15 protein-coding genes are annotated in these 13,159 nt (G+C 63.8%); 7 read left to right on the plus strand and 8 right to left on the minus strand.

What is annotated here, in order from left to right; genetic code table 11:
• Positions 1-69 precede the first annotated feature (69 nt).
• Positions 70-612 (minus strand): hypoxanthine phosphoribosyltransferase, encoded by a 543-nt coding sequence (gene hpt / locus RFM68_RS01190; RefSeq protein ID WP_320230819.1) that lies wholly within the window; start codon positions 610-612, stop codon positions 70-72.
• Between the two features lie 23 nt (positions 613-635).
• On the minus strand, positions 636-1,268 hold the full coding sequence (locus RFM68_RS01195) for a hypothetical protein (protein ID WP_320230820.1): 633 nt from the start codon (positions 1,266-1,268) through the stop codon (positions 636-638).
• A 180-nt stretch (positions 1,269-1,448) separates the two neighbouring features.
• Here RFM68_RS01195 and ftsE point away from each other — a divergent pair, with 180 nt between their 5' ends.
• The 3 genes from ftsE (at position 1,449) to RFM68_RS01210 (ending at position 3,978) form a co-directional block, all read left to right on the plus strand.
• On the plus strand, positions 1,449-2,108 hold the full coding sequence (gene ftsE / locus RFM68_RS01200; RefSeq protein ID WP_320230821.1) for a cell division ATP-binding protein FtsE: 660 nt from the start codon (positions 1,449-1,451) through the stop codon (positions 2,106-2,108).
• Complete coding sequence (locus RFM68_RS01205; RefSeq protein ID WP_320230822.1) at positions 2,101-3,093, plus strand: cell division protein FtsX; 993 nt, start codon at positions 2,101-2,103, stop codon at positions 3,091-3,093. The genes ftsE and RFM68_RS01205 overlap by 8 nt, the downstream gene beginning before the upstream one ends.
• Positions 3,094-3,288: 195 nt before the next feature.
• Positions 3,289-3,978, plus strand: coding sequence for a YdcF family protein (locus tag RFM68_RS01210; protein WP_320231043.1), 690 nt, complete (start codon positions 3,289-3,291; stop codon positions 3,976-3,978).
• Between the two features lie 101 nt (positions 3,979-4,079).
• Here the strand turns inward: RFM68_RS01210 and RFM68_RS01215 are convergent, their stop codons facing one another.
• Positions 4,080-4,700, minus strand: coding sequence for a pyridoxamine 5'-phosphate oxidase family protein (locus RFM68_RS01215; RefSeq protein WP_430694799.1), 621 nt, complete (start codon positions 4,698-4,700; stop codon positions 4,080-4,082).
• A gap of 159 nt (positions 4,701-4,859) precedes the next feature.
• Entirely contained in the window at positions 4,860-5,411 is a 552-nt protein-coding gene (locus RFM68_RS01220; RefSeq protein ID WP_320231045.1) for a carboxymuconolactone decarboxylase family protein, read from the minus strand.
• Positions 5,412-5,514: 103 nt separating this feature from the next.
• Here RFM68_RS01220 and RFM68_RS01225 point away from each other — a divergent pair, with 103 nt between their 5' ends.
• Together RFM68_RS01225 and RFM68_RS01230 are read left to right on the plus strand one after the other, a co-directional pair.
• The gene (locus RFM68_RS01225; protein WP_320230823.1) at positions 5,515-6,417 is read left to right on the plus strand and encodes a LysR family transcriptional regulator; all 903 of its coding nucleotides are present in this window, start codon (positions 5,515-5,517) and stop codon (positions 6,415-6,417) included.
• An 82-nt stretch (positions 6,418-6,499) separates the two neighbouring features.
• Positions 6,500-7,294: a lysophospholipid acyltransferase family protein gene (locus RFM68_RS01230; RefSeq protein WP_320230824.1), complete on the plus strand. Its 795-nt coding sequence runs from the start codon at positions 6,500-6,502 to the stop codon at positions 7,292-7,294.
• Between the two features lie 4 nt (positions 7,295-7,298).
• On the opposite strand, the gene RFM68_RS01235 is transcribed toward RFM68_RS01230, so the two are convergent.
• The 3 genes from RFM68_RS01235 to RFM68_RS01245 form a co-directional block, all read right to left on the minus strand.
• The gene (locus RFM68_RS01235; RefSeq protein ID WP_320230825.1) at positions 7,299-7,913 is read right to left on the minus strand and encodes a LysE family translocator; all 615 of its coding nucleotides are present in this window, start codon (positions 7,911-7,913) and stop codon (positions 7,299-7,301) included.
• Between the two features lie 170 nt (positions 7,914-8,083).
• Complete coding sequence (locus tag RFM68_RS01240) at positions 8,084-9,031, minus strand: aldo/keto reductase (protein WP_320230826.1); 948 nt, start codon at positions 9,029-9,031, stop codon at positions 8,084-8,086.
• 252 nt (positions 9,032-9,283) lie between these two features.
• Positions 9,284-9,805, minus strand: a complete 522-nt coding sequence (locus tag RFM68_RS01245; RefSeq protein ID WP_320230827.1) for a gamma-glutamylcyclotransferase — start codon at positions 9,803-9,805, stop codon at positions 9,284-9,286.
• Positions 9,806-9,929: 124 nt separating this feature from the next.
• On the opposite strand from RFM68_RS01245, the gene RFM68_RS01250 reads away from it, so the two are divergent.
• Positions 9,930-10,928 (plus strand): DUF2125 domain-containing protein, encoded by a 999-nt coding sequence (locus tag RFM68_RS01250; RefSeq protein WP_320230828.1) that lies wholly within the window; start codon positions 9,930-9,932, stop codon positions 10,926-10,928.
• Positions 10,929-10,935: 7 nt separating this feature from the next.
• Positions 10,936-11,871: a sugar kinase gene (locus RFM68_RS01255; RefSeq protein WP_320230829.1), complete on the plus strand. Its 936-nt coding sequence runs from the start codon at positions 10,936-10,938 to the stop codon at positions 11,869-11,871.
• A 349-nt stretch (positions 11,872-12,220) separates the two neighbouring features.
• Here RFM68_RS01255 and RFM68_RS01260 read toward each other — a convergent pair whose 3' ends face one another.
• Entirely contained in the window at positions 12,221-13,159 is a 939-nt protein-coding gene (locus RFM68_RS01260; protein WP_320230830.1) for a prephenate/arogenate dehydrogenase family protein, read from the minus strand.

A 13,159-nucleotide genomic window follows, 5' to 3' on the forward strand; every position in this document is an offset into this window, starting at 1 on the left:
GCCGAAACGTTGATGTTTTCTGAAAATTCTAACGATCGGCAATTTTTCGGAAATGACTCCGACGCCTCTTCAGGCGTCGCCCTTCACCACCCCGACGAAGGGCAACTCCCGGAACGCGTGAGCGACGTCCATCCCATAGCCGACGACGAAATAGTCGGGGCAGTCGAAGCCGACATAGTCGGCGTTGAGCGAGGTCTGGCGGCGCATCCGCTTGTCGAGCAGCACCGCGACGGCGCAGCTCTTGGCGCCCCGCGAAAGCATCAGCTCCCGGGTGTAGGAAAGCGTCTTGCCGGATTCCAGTATGTCGTCGATCAAAAGCACGTCGCGGCCGGCGACCTCGTTGTCGATGTCGCGCAGCACCCTGACCTCGCCGCTGGTGGTGCCGGCACCGTAGCTTGAGATGAAGATGAACTCGACTTCCGGCGACAGGCCGACATCATGCATGGCGCGGATGAGATCGGCGGCGAAGACGAACGAGCCCTTGAGAATCGAGATCACCAGGAGGTCATGGTAGTCGCGACCGGCGATTTCCTTGGCGAGTTCGAGATTGCGGCGCGCGATCGCCGACGCCGAAAACAGGACCTCGATGTCCTTACCGCGTACAACTGGCATCAATCACCTTCCACAGAGATCGCCTAGCCGGCGAAGATGACCGTAACGGTCTTCACGCCGTTTCTAGGCACATCGAGGCGGCTGGAAAAGCCGAATCTTTCGCCGGGCGCCAGTGAGCGGTTGGATGTCCCCAGCCTGTAGCGGATGATATTGCTGTCATTGTCGGTGACGCGGATTTCGAGCGGCGGCAATGCCTGTGACCTCATCCCGTCATTGGCTGCCTCGCCGTCGACGAACAGCACCGGCTTCAGGCCCGACGCATCGATGCGCGACGTCACGCCGGAAATGGTGAGCGCGCTCGCCGGCTCCGCGTTCGCCCGGAACGGACCCTGCCTGACCAGCGCATGACCGCCCGACACCCAGAAGGAGACCAGCGCTATGCCGATGCCGGCGATCCAGAACATCGGGCCGCCCCGCGAGGATCGTGGCGGCGCGGCCTCCGGTTTGCGCAGCATGCCCATGCCTTCGATCGATGGCGTCGAGGATATCTGCGGGGGTGGCGTCGGTTCCCGATGAGCGGCAAAACGCGGCAGCACCACATAGTCGGCATCGATGATGTCGGCAGCATCGAACATGGCGCGCTCCGGCGCGGCATTTGTTGCCGTACCGGTCATGATTTCGCCGGAAACAGGGCGCGCGGTTCTCTCGTCAGCCATTACGGCACCAGTGGAGTCTTCGTTTCTTTTGCGTAAACGGAATTGGTTAACGCTTCCCCACCGGAATGGCTTTGACGAACGCCGAGCGTTGAAAAATTAACCGCCGGTTAACCATGCCGGCCGATGGTCTGTTAGAGTAGATTGTGGCGCGTCGCCGCCGAAAGTTTCAGGTCGCCGAACGTGATCCGCTTCGAAAATGTCGGCCTCCGCTATGGCATGGGTCCGGAAATCCTCCGCGACATTTCCCTGCACATTCCGGAGCGCTCCTTTCAGTTCCTGAGCGGCCCCTCGGGCGCCGGCAAGACGACCTTGCTGCGCCTGCTGTTCATGTCGCTGAAGCCGACGCGCGGGCTCATCACCATCTTCGGCAAGGACCGCTCGCGTATCTCGCGCGGCGAACTGCCGCTGCTACGCCGCCGCATCGGCGTGGTATTCCAGGATTTCCGCCTGCTCGACCACATGACGACCTACGAGAACGTCGCGCTGCCTTTGCGCGTGCGCGGGCGCGAGGAGGCAAGCTACCGCACCGACGTCACCGAGCTCTTGAAATGGGTCGGCCTCGGCGAGCGCATGCATGTGCTGCCGCCGGTGCTTTCCGGCGGCGAGAAGCAGCGCGCCGCGATCGCCCGTGCCTTGATCGAACAGCCGGAGATCCTTTTAGCCGACGAGCCGACCGGCAATGTCGACCCGCCGCTGGCGCGCCGGCTGCTCAGGCTGTTCATCGAGCTCAACCGGCTGGGCACCGCTGTCGTGATCGCCACCCACGACCTTGGCCTGATGGAGCAGGTCGATGCGCGTCGCATGATTCTGGCAGGCGGAAGGTTGGACCTCTATGACTGACTTTCCGGCCGATCGGTTCCAGGACGAAACCGCCGACGCCGAGACACCGGTGACGGTCCGGCGTGTTCAGCGCAAGACGGCGCCGATCGTGCCGGCGCAGAACATCGCCGGACGGGCGCTGGTGCTGGTCATCGCCATCATGACCTTCCTGTCCTGCCTCACCTTCGGCGCGGTGACGCTGGTGCGCGATACGGCATCCGTCTGGGAAAACCAGATCTCGCGCGAGGCGACGATCCAGATCAAGCCGGCCGACGGCCTCGACATGGAGGCAGCGCTCACCCAGGCTTCGCAGATCGCCGGCGAATTTCCCGGCGTCAAGGGCACCAAGATCATCGACCGCGACGCGACGGCGCGCCTTCTGGAGCCGTGGCTGGGCAGCGGCCTCAACATCGACGAACTGCCGGTGCCGCGCCTGATCATCGTCACCATCGACGAGGCCAGCCCGCCCGACTTTGCCGCCATGCGCGCCGCGATCACGCCCAAGATCCCGACCGCGGCACTCGACGATCATCGCACCTGGGTCGACCGGCTGGTCGCCATGGCGCACACGACCGTGACGATCGGCATCGCCGTTCTGGTGCTGATGCTGTCAGCAACCGTGCTGACGGTGATCTTCGCTACACGCGGCGCCATGGCCGGCAACGGCCATATCATCGAGGTGCTGCATTTCGTCGGCGCCGAGGCGCGCTTCATCGCGCGCGAGTTTCGCTGGCATTTCCTGGTCACCGGCATGAAGGGCGCGGCCGCCGGCGGCTCCCTGGCGATCGCCGTCTTCATCGTCTTTTCCTGGTGGTCGTCGCGCAACATGGCGACGCCGCAGGCCGATCAGGCGACCGCGCTGTTCGGCAATTTCGCCATCGGCTCGGCAGGCTATTTCGGCGTCGGCCTGATGGTGTTGGTGATCGGCGTGCTGACCGCGGCGACCTCGCATGCGACCGTCGTCGCCTATCTCAGCGACATCGACGTTCGCCAGCCGGAGGGATGACCCATGAGTCCCACCCGAAAGTCAGCGCAAGGCATTGTTTACAAACAAGACAACGATCACACATGGGCATCTGCCGTAACGCAAAGTGCGCCGTTTCATCTATCCACGGCCGCATTTCAGGATTAACCATGGGATGCTTTCAGGATTAACCCGGGGATGATGGACGCGCGGGACTCGATCGGGACAGCTGGACGGATGCCGACGGTGCCTGCACGCGCCGCCGTTTCCGCCAAGCCCAGCGGTTTGAGGCTCGCCCTGCGCATCTGCGGATTCGTCGTTCTCGCCATCCTGGTGCTTTTTGCCGGCGGCTTCGGCTGGTTTGCCGACAAAGTCAGCCATATGACGACCCCGCTCGACCCGGCCAGGGCCGATGCCATCATCGTGCTCACCGGCGGGCAGTCGCGGCTCGACGCGGCGATGGACCTTTTGGCGTCCGGCAAGGGCGAACGACTGCTGATCAGCGGCGTCCATCCATCGGCCACCAAACGCCAGCTGCAGGCGGCTATGGGCGGCGACATGCAGCTCTTCTCCTGCTGCGTCGATATCGACCGTGCCGCGCTCGACACCATCGGCAATGCCGAGGAGAGCGCCAAATGGGTCGAGAACCACGCCTATGGCAGCATCATCATCGTCACCAACAATTACCACATGCCGCGCAGCCTGCTCGAGATGGGCCGGCTGCTGCATGGCGCGCACCTCGAACCCTATCCGGTGGTCAACACCAATCTCGGCAATGGCAGTTGGCTGACCAAGCCGGAAGCGCTGCGCGTGCTGCTGACCGAATACAGCAAATATGTGCTGTCGCTGGCGCGCGGCTTCCTGCCGCTTCGCACGACGCCCGAAGGCGTGACGCTCGCCGAAGCCTCCGCCGTGGCTAAAAACTAATGCATGTCGCCCAAAAGTGCGCAGCCGTTTTGGGATAACGACATGCATCAAAACAAAGACTTTAAAGCGCGTCGCCTGAATCCGTTTCATCGCGACGCGCTTTAAGCTTTGCCCGGCGCACTGTCGCGCAGGCGCGCGATCTCTTGCTCCAGACCGGCGATGCGCCGGTCGCGCTCGGCAAGGGCGGCGGCGACGTCAGCCGCCTCGAAGCGCTGCGGAATGTGCTGCGGACAATTGGCATCCCAGGCCGACACCGTGAACAGGATCGCCTGTTCCGGCCGCGCCTTGTAGTCCGCCGGCATCAGCCTTGCCGTCAGCGCGGGATCATTTTCGACGATCCGCGCCCTGCCCCAGATCTTGATGCGCTGCCGCAGCATATAATCGATCAGGAACAGGAAAGCCTGGTCGTTGTCCTCCAGATTGCCCTGGGTGATGAACTGCCGGTTCCCGGAAAAATCGGCAAAGCCGATCGTGTGCTCATCCAACACCTTGAGGAAGCCGGCCGGCCCGCCGCGATGCTGGATATAGGGCTGGCCTTCGGCGTTGGCCGTCGCCAGGAACACACTGGTCTGCGCTTCGATGAAGGCCGCGAGGTCCGGCGCGATCGCTGCCCGCCAGCCGCCGCGCTGCTCGACACGCGCATAGGAATCGCGCGACCCCTTGCGGGACTGGATGGCCTTGACGGTCGGCGTGAAGGCGACGTCGCTGGTGAAGGCATTCATATCAATGTCCTCCAAGGTCGAGGCCGAAAGCGAACAACTTCAGGCTAATGCATGTCGCCCAAAAGTGCGCAGCGGTTTTGGGATAACGGCATGCATAAAAACAAAGACTTTAAAGCGCGTCGCCTGAATCCGTTTCATCGCGACGCGCTCTAGGTCGAATCAGGCGGCCTGATGGGCTTGCACGACCGGGAAGTCGACCTCGGTATCCGCAACCTTATTGATGTAGTTTGTCCATACGTTGAGAGCGACATGCTGCACGATCTCGATGATCTGCGCGTCGTCGTAGCCGGCGCGCCTCACCGCCTCGAGGTCAGCCTCGCCGACATGGCCACGCTCGCGCGCGACCTTGGCCGCGAAGCGGACGGCGGCCGCGGCCATGCCGTCGTTGGAACGACCTTCCCGGTTGGCAACCATCTCCGCATCGTCGAGACCGGCGAGATTCTTGCCCAGATAGGTGTGGGCGGAAAGACAATAGGTGCACTCGTTGATTTCCGCGACAGCCAGCGCGATGCGCTCTCGGGTCGGCGCCGGCAGCCGGCCTTTGGATAGTGCCGCCGACATTCCAAGATAACCCTCCAACGCGGCCGGACTTCTGGAGACTAACCTGAAGAGATTTGGTGCGATGCCGAGTTGTTTCTCGACAGCCTTCAGCATCGCCTGCGAGGCTTCAGGTGCGTCCGAGATAGTCTTAGGCATGGGGATGCGAGGCATGTGAACTCCTATCGGGTCGATGACGACAGGAAAATGGATTCTTCCAAAATAAAACAGTAGATGGCATATCTGGTATACATCCTTCCAAAATATGGAAATGGCGATGGATCGCCTCGACGCCATGTCCCTGTTCGTCGCCGCGGTGGAGGCCGGCAGCCTCTCCGCCGCCGCGCGACGTGCCGGCGTGCCGCTGGCGACCGTCAGCCGCAAGCTCTCCGGACTGGAGAAGCATTTGAAGACGCGTCTGCTCAACCGCTCGACACGGCGCCTGACGCTGACCGATGCCGGCCAGTCCTATCTGGCCGCCTGCCGCCGTGTCCTCGACGAGGTAAGCGACGCCGAGCGCACCGCGGCCGGCGAATACTCGAGCCCGACCGGCGAACTGGTCATCACCGCGCCGGTCGTCTTCGGCCGCCTGCATGTGCTGCCGGTGATCACCGACTTTCTCGCCGTCTATCCGCAAGTGGATATCCGCCTGACCTTGTCGGACCGGATCACCCAATTGGTCGAGGAGCATATCGATCTGGCCGTGCGCATCGGTGACCTGCCGGACTCGGCCATGGTTGCGATCCGCCTCGGCTCGATACGTCGCATTGTCTGTGCAAGCCCAGCCTATCTGGCCAAGCATGGCACGCCGGCGAAACCGCCGGAGCTTGCCGGGCACGACTGCATCACCTTCGAAGGTCTTGCCGCTGCCGCGATATGGAGCTTCGAAACCGGCAAGACGGAAACCATCGTCCCGGTCCGCTCACGCCTTCAGGTCAACACCGCAGAGGCGGCGATCGATGCCGCGATTGCCGGGCTCGGCCTGACGAAAGTGCTCTCTTACCAGGCCGATATCGCCGTGCGCGCCGGCGCGCTGCGGGTGGTGTTGGAGCCGTTCGAACCGCCGTCCTGGCCGGTCAGCCTCGTTCATGCCGGCCAGGGCCGGCTGCCGGTGAAGTTGCGGGCCTTCCTCGACTTCGCCGCGCCGCGCCTCAAGGAGCGGCTGGCGCGGTCGCTCTAGCGGCGGCATTCGACCACCGCGCCGTTTCCTTTTTGCCGCCGCTTGGTGTAACCAACGCACATTTCCTCACCGGGCCCCTTGCATGCTCATCATCCGCTCGCTGGCGTTCAACTTCGTCTTCTATCTCAGCCTGATCGTCCAGATGATCTTCTGGACGCCCTATTATTTCCTGTCGCCGCGCCACCGCGCCTGGTTCGTGCCGAAATTCTGGTCGCGCACCTCGATGTGGCTCTACGACAAGATCGCCGCGACCAAGAGCGAAATCACAGGCGCCGAGAACCTGCCGGAAGGCTCTTTCATCCTGGCGCCGAAGCACCAGTCCTTCTGGGACGCGATCGCTTTCTTCCCCTATCTCGACGACGCGCTCTACATCCTGAAGCGCGAGCTGACCTGGATCCCCTTCTTCGGCTGGTACATCATGAAGATGCGGATGATCCCGGTCGACCGCGGCAGCCGCTCGAAAGCGCTCAAGGCGGTCGTCGCCGCGACCAGGCAGGAGATGGACCGCAATCCGCGCCAGCTCATCATCTATCCCGAAGGCACGCGCCGCCCGCCGGGTGCCGAGCCGTCCTACAAATACGGCATCGTCGAGCTTTACACGCATCTCGGCGTTCCTGTCGTGCCGGTCGCCCATGTCGCCGGCCTTTACTGGCCACGCCGCAAGTTCCTGCGCTATCCGGGCACCATCAAGGCCCGCTTCCTGCCGCCGATTCCGCCGGGCCTCGGCAAGGAGGAATTCATGCAGCGGCTGATCGGCGATACGGAAGCCGCCTGCGACCGGATGCTCGTCGAGGCAGCGCTGGCGCCGAACCCGCCGCCCATGCCGCCGACGGCGGTGAAGCGGCTGGCCGAACTCGGCGTAACCGCAAAGACCTGAATCGCTATCGCAGCGCCGCAAGCGCCGTGGTCAGCACCAGCGTTGCGGCAAAGACCAGGTTGATGATTCGCGAGGCCAGCGGATGGCGCAGAAAGCGCGCGAAAGCCGTGCCTGCAAGCAGCCACGCCACATGGATGGCGACGATCATCGCGACGAGCACCAGCAGCCTGGTGAAAGTGCCTAATGTATGGGCCTGTGACGCCGCACCGGCGAAGACGGCGGCGATCGCCACATAGGCTTTCGGGTTGGCGACGGCGAGCATGAAGCCGCCGAGAAAATCAGGCTTCGTCGCCGTGCTCCCGCGTTCGGCCAATGGCGGCGCGGTCGCAATCTTGAAAGCCAGATAAAGGATGTAGACGGCCGAAAGGATCCCGAGCACTGTGGCCAGCCCGGGCATCGAGGCGAGCATGCCGACAATGCCGGCGCCGACAACCAGAAGCACGGCGATCGTTCCAAGCACAACGCCCCACGTGTAACTCAGCGAGGCACGCAGGCCGAAAGCTGCGCCGACGGCGGTCACGCTGATGGTCGCCGGTCCCGGGCTGCCCATGACGACGGTCGCCGCCAGGACCAGCGCCAGCAATTGCTGCCAAGGCTGCACTTCGCTCAGACCGGCCATGCCAAACCCTCCTCCTTGTCGCGACGCGACAGGACTTACGGGGATTTTGTCATGGCCGTCTTGGACGATCGTGCGCCTTGTCAGGCACTGGCGCGGTTGAAGTAACCCGGGCACCGGAAGCGCGGGAAGCCGGCATTTGCAGGCCGGCCTCACCTGAAGATCGACACGCCTTAGGCGCTGGCGCGGTCGAGCGCCCCGATGTCGTCAGCCGAAAGCTTGAGCGACGCGGCGCGGATCAGACTGTCCATCTGGGCCGGCGTCGTGGCGCTGGCGATCGGCGCGGTGACGCCCGGCCGCGCCATGATCCAGGCCAGCGCCACTTCCGCCTGCTTGGCTGAATGACGCTCGGCCAGGGCATCGAGCGCGGAAAGGATGCGCATGCCGCGCTCGTTGAGATAGCCCGCCACGCCCTCGCCGCGCGCGCTTTGACCGAGATCGGCCTTGCTGCGGTATTTGCCGCTCAGAAACCCCTTGGCGAGGCTGAAATAGGTGATGACGCCGATATGCTCGGCCTTGCAGAGGTCGAGCAGCGGTCCGTCGAGCGACGCGCGATCGTACAAATTGTATTCGGGCTGCAGAACCTCGTAACGCGGCAGGCTGCGCAGGCTGGCGACGTCGAGCGCCGCGCGCAACTGGCCGGCATCGAGATTGGAGCAGCCCGGATAGCGGATCTTGCCCTTTTCGAGCAGGCGTTGATAGGCGCCGAGCGTTTCCTCGTAAGGCGTGGCGGGGTCCGGCCAGTGCGAGAGATAGAGGTCGATGACGTCGACCTGCAGCCGCTTCAGTGAAGTCTCGACCGCCTTTTCGATATAGGCGGCGGAGAGATCCTTCTTGCCCTGGCCCATGTCGGAGCCGACCTTGGTGATGACGACGACATGATCGCGCTTGCCGCGGCTCTTCATCCAGTTGCCGATGATGGTTTCCGATTCGCCGCCCTTGTTGCCGGGAACCCAGCGCGAATAGGCATCGGCCGTATCGATGGCGTTGAAGCCAGCTCCGACGAACCGATCAAGCAGATCGAAGGAGGTCTTCTCGTCGGCGGTCCAGCCGAAGACGTTGCCGCCCAGGACCAGAGGCGCGATGGAAAGGTCGGTGCGACCGAGACGGCGTTTCTGCAAGACTGATCTCCGTGATGCTGGAATGGGCCTGATGCCCCCTGATGCCCAAGGATGCGAGTTGCCGCTAAGCTAGGTCGCGCTCGGCCGAGGTCAAAGGCATGGTTTTGCTTTTTGATCGGACCAGAGCAATTCCAGCAAAAGTACGCAGGGGTTGGGCTCGGCGGCTTCACGGCAGCCTTTGCGTCCGGAATTGCGAAAAAACAAAGAGATAGAGCATTGGAGGCGATCGCGTTCTCGCCGGAAATACGCGCTTCACGAAGATGCGACCTGACGGCCCACCTCCTCCAGCCAGTGATCGCGGATGCCGAGCGCCTTGAGGTGATCGAGTGTGCTCAGCACATAGTCCTCGTTGTTGCCGGATCGACCGACGGCGCCGCGGACGACCTTTGCCGCCTGACCGGAATCGAGCCCGCCGGCATATTGCTCATGCTGCCGGTCGACGATGTAGGTGACCGCCTCGACAGTTCCGCCGCCATTCAGCCGGACGTCCAGCATGCGTTCGCGATAGACGCTGGTCACCAGCTCGCGCTCGCGCAGGTAGGAAAGCACCTCGTCGCGCAAATTGCCGGGAACGCGATAAGCGAGGCCAATGCAGGAGCCGCCCCGGTCGAGGCCGAGCACCAGCCCCGGCCGCCCGCGCGTGCCGCGATGCACGAAGGAATAGACGCAAAGCGCGCGGCGATAGCCGTAAAGCCGGGCGCGGCGCGTTTCGACATGGGCAAATCCGGGCCGCCAGATCAGCGACCCATAGCCAAAAACCCAAAAATCGCCCATATCGCCAAGCCTGATCGCATTCGAGTGAACGACACCGCACCGCTAAGGTGCTTCTTCTGTTCCCCGCTTATTTGCGTGAGAGTGAATGCCCGCTCGCCAGATGAGGGTTAACGAGAGCCGCAGCATGACGTCAAGTGACGAGCGACCGCCCAGACTTCGCCGCCGGCTGTTGTGGCTTGCCGCATTCCTTGTCGTGCTGTTCGCCATCTACAGCGGCGGCTGGTTCTATCTCGCCGAGAGGCTCAAGACCGAAGCCGACCGGGCGGTGGCGAGACTGGGCAGCAAGGGTATCGCCGCCGGCTGCGCCAACCTCGCCGTCAGCGGTTATCCGGTGAGCTTCACGGTCTCCTGCGACAACATCGCCTATGAGGACGACGCCGGGAAAGTCGCCGCCTCCACCGGAAGCTTCAACGCCGTCGCCGACATCACCGGACCTTTGTCGCCGGTCGCCGATCTGCGCGGCCCGCTGAGGACGATGGCGCCCGGCATGCCGCCGCTCTGGATCGACTGGGACCAGTTGCAGGCGAATGTCAAAGTGTCATGGCCGCTGCCAAGGAGTGTTTCGCTGTGGGCCGAAGGGCTCTCCGGCCAGACCGATCCGCAAGACGATACGGATCCGATGCAATTGTTCAGCGCCGGCAAGGCGGCCGGCCAGTTGCAGCCGATTGGCCAGGACATCAATTATATCGGCAGCTTCGGCGATCTGGAGATCAATGCTGATGCCATTGGCGGGCGCGCGCTGCCCGCGCTTGACGGCAGCGGCGAGGTGACGCTGAAGAACGGCGCGGCATTGATCGCGGCACCGCCGAAGAGCCTGCGCGGCCAGTCGATCGACATCGCCAAGCTCGACCTGTCGTCAGGCACGGCGCGCATCACCGTGTCCGGACCGGTCTCCGTCGACGCGGAAGGCCTGATCGACGCAAGCCTGACGATCAAGCTCAAGGATCCCAAGGCGGTGGCCGCCATCCTTGGCGGCGCCATTCCCGAGCACAAGAGCGAGATCGAGCAGGGATTTGCCGGCATTGCCATGCTTGGCAAGGAGCCATCCCTGCCGCTCAGGATCGTCAAGGGAAAAGCCTCGCTGGGCTTCATTCCGCTCGGCAAGATTAAGCCGCTAGAGTAATCCAACGATGGCGAAGCCAGTCAGACTGCTCAGCGTCGGCGCCTTCACCCTCGACACGATCCTTCGCGTCGAGACGCTGCCCACGCATCAAGGCAAATTCATCGCCAGCGACGGCGTCCAGATCGCCTCCGGCATGGCGACGAGCGCCGCCTGCGCCGCGCATCGCCTCGGCGCCGAAGTCTCGCTATGGGCAAGCGCCGGCGACGATCTGGTCGGCGACCAGCTGATCGCCGACATTCAGGCCGAAGGCGTCGACTGCAGCCTCATCCGCCGCGTCGCCGGCGCGCGTTCGGCGCTGGCCGCTATCCTTGTGGATGCGCGTGGCGAGCGCGTCATCGTGCCGTTCTACGACAGACAAGCGCAAGCCGATCCCGAGGCGCTGCCGCTCGCCGACCTCTCCGGTTTCGATGCCGTGCTGGTGGATGTTCGCTGGCCGGGTGCCGCAGCCCTTGCTCTGAGTGCGGCCAGATCGATCGGCCGTCCGGCAATCCTGGATGCCGACACCGCGCCTGTCGAAGTCCTGGAGCGCCTGCTGCCTTTGGCCTCGCACATTGTCGCTTCCGAGCCGGCGGCGCGCATCGTCTGCGGCCATGCGCTGGACCCTGAAAGCGCCTGCGCCGATCTTGCCTCGCGCACCGATGCCTTCGTCGCGGTGACCGGCGGTGCGGCCGGGACCTGGTGGCACGACCGGGCGACCGCGCGCGTGCGCCATGTCGAGGCGCCGAGGGTCAAGGCGATTGATACGCTCGCCGCCGGCGACGTCTTCCACGGCGCCTTTGCGGTCGGCCTTGCCGAGGCCATGCCGATGGAAGAGGCCCTGCGCTTTGCCAGCGCCGCCGCCGCGCTCAAATGCCTGCGCTTCGGCGGCCGGCTTGGTGCGCCGAACCGCGCCGAGACGCTGGCCATGATGGCGGCGTATTGGCCGCCATCGGAACAAGGGTAGTTCCTCGACACCGGGATTTTGAAGGGTTGCCGTCTGTCGGCGGGCAGACTTCACCATCCTTGCCGTGAGGTCGGTGCTAACTGTGGAATTGGCGGAAAGTCTGCCCTCGTCATCCTAGGGCGAAGCAAGGAGCGAAGCGACGCGCGCAGACCCTAGGATCCATGCCGTGACGCTAAAGCATTGCAGCGGTTACAGAATTTTGCACCGCTGCACCCTACGTCGAACGTCACGGAATGGATTCTCTGGTCAAGCCCGAGAATGACGACCCAGTGGACGTCTCGGCCAATCTCGAAGATATACCACCTCTCGCCGCAGACATAGCCGATCGGTCAAAATCCGGTGCGGAAGCCTAGGGCTTGGCTCCCGGATGCTCGACCGCCTGCCGGCCGAAATCTGGCACGTCGATGTCCTGGCCGGCCTCGATGATCGAGCGGCGGACGGCGCGCGTACGGGTGAAGAGATCGAACAGCTTTTCACCGTCGCCCCAGCGGATCGCTCGCTGCAGCGAAGCAAGATCTTCCGAAAAACGCGCCAGCATCTCCAGGATCGCGTCCTTGTTGTGCAGGCACACGTCCCGCCACATGGTCGGGTCGGAGGCGGCAAGACGGGTAAAGTCGCGGAAACCGGAAGCGGAGTATTTGATGACTTCGCTCTTGGTCACCGCTTCCAGGTCGTCCGCCGTGCCGACGATGTTGTAGGCGATGATATGCGGCAGATGCGAAACGATGGCCAAGGTCATGTCGTGATGCTGCGGGTCCATCGTATCGATGTTGGAACCGCAGCGCCGCCAGAATTCCGAAAGCTTCTCGAGTACCGCGGGATCGGTGCCGGGCAGCGGCGTGAAGATGCACCAGCGATTCTCAAAGAGATCGGCGAAGCCGGCGTCAGGACCGGATTTCTCCGTGCCCGCCAGCGGATGTCCGGGGATGAAGTGCACGCCCTTCGGCACATGCGGTTGCATCTGCGCGATCACCGAGGCTTTGGTCGAGCCGACATCGGTGAGGATGGCGCCCTTCTTCAGCGCCGGCGCGATCTCGGCCGCGACCTCGCCGGACGAGCCTACCGGCACCGAGACGATGACGAGGTCGGCGCCGCGCACGGCGTCGCTGGCATCGGTGCTGTAGGTATCGCCGAGGCCGAGCGCCTCGGCGCGCTTGAGCGTCGATGCGCTGCGCGTCGCAATGGCAATATGGCGCGCCAGGCCCTCGCGGCGGATCACTCGGGCAAGCGACGAGCCGATCAGGCCGATGCCGACCAGCGCAATTTTCTCGAACATCGGTGATGCCAT

The organism is Mesorhizobium montanum (genome assembly GCF_033977145.1).
GTDB lineage: Bacteria > Pseudomonadota > Alphaproteobacteria > Rhizobiales > Rhizobiaceae > Mesorhizobium > Mesorhizobium montanum.

Coding starts and splice junctions, on each gene's coding strand:
- hpt (WP_320230819.1), bottom strand. CDS start 612: ATGCCAGTTGTACGCGGTAAGGACATCGAGGTCCTGTTTTCGGCGTCG.
- RFM68_RS01195 (WP_320230820.1), bottom strand. CDS start 1,268: ATGGCTGACGAGAGAACCGCGCGCCCTGTTTCCGGCGAAATCATGACC.
- RFM68_RS01205 (WP_320230822.1), top strand. CDS start 2,101: ATGACTGACTTTCCGGCCGATCGGTTCCAGGACGAAACCGCCGACGCC.
- RFM68_RS01210 (WP_320231043.1), top strand. CDS start 3,289: ATGCCGACGGTGCCTGCACGCGCCGCCGTTTCCGCCAAGCCCAGCGGT.
- RFM68_RS01215 (WP_430694799.1), bottom strand. CDS start 4,700: ATGAATGCCTTCACCAGCGACGTCGCCTTCACGCCGACCGTCAAGGCC.
- RFM68_RS01220 (WP_320231045.1), bottom strand. CDS start 5,411: ATGCCTCGCATCCCCATGCCTAAGACTATCTCGGACGCACCTGAAGCC.
- RFM68_RS01225 (WP_320230823.1), top strand. CDS start 5,515: ATGGATCGCCTCGACGCCATGTCCCTGTTCGTCGCCGCGGTGGAGGCC.
- RFM68_RS01230 (WP_320230824.1), top strand. CDS start 6,500: ATGCTCATCATCCGCTCGCTGGCGTTCAACTTCGTCTTCTATCTCAGC.
- RFM68_RS01235 (WP_320230825.1), bottom strand. CDS start 7,913: ATGGCCGGTCTGAGCGAAGTGCAGCCTTGGCAGCAATTGCTGGCGCTG.
- RFM68_RS01245 (WP_320230827.1), bottom strand. CDS start 9,805: ATGGGCGATTTTTGGGTTTTTGGCTATGGGTCGCTGATCTGGCGGCCC.
- RFM68_RS01250 (WP_320230828.1), top strand. CDS start 9,930: ATGACGTCAAGTGACGAGCGACCGCCCAGACTTCGCCGCCGGCTGTTG.
- RFM68_RS01255 (WP_320230829.1), top strand. CDS start 10,936: ATGGCGAAGCCAGTCAGACTGCTCAGCGTCGGCGCCTTCACCCTCGAC.
- RFM68_RS01260 (WP_320230830.1), bottom strand. CDS start 13,159: ATGGCATCACCGATGTTCGAGAAAATTGCGCTGGTCGGCATCGGCCTG.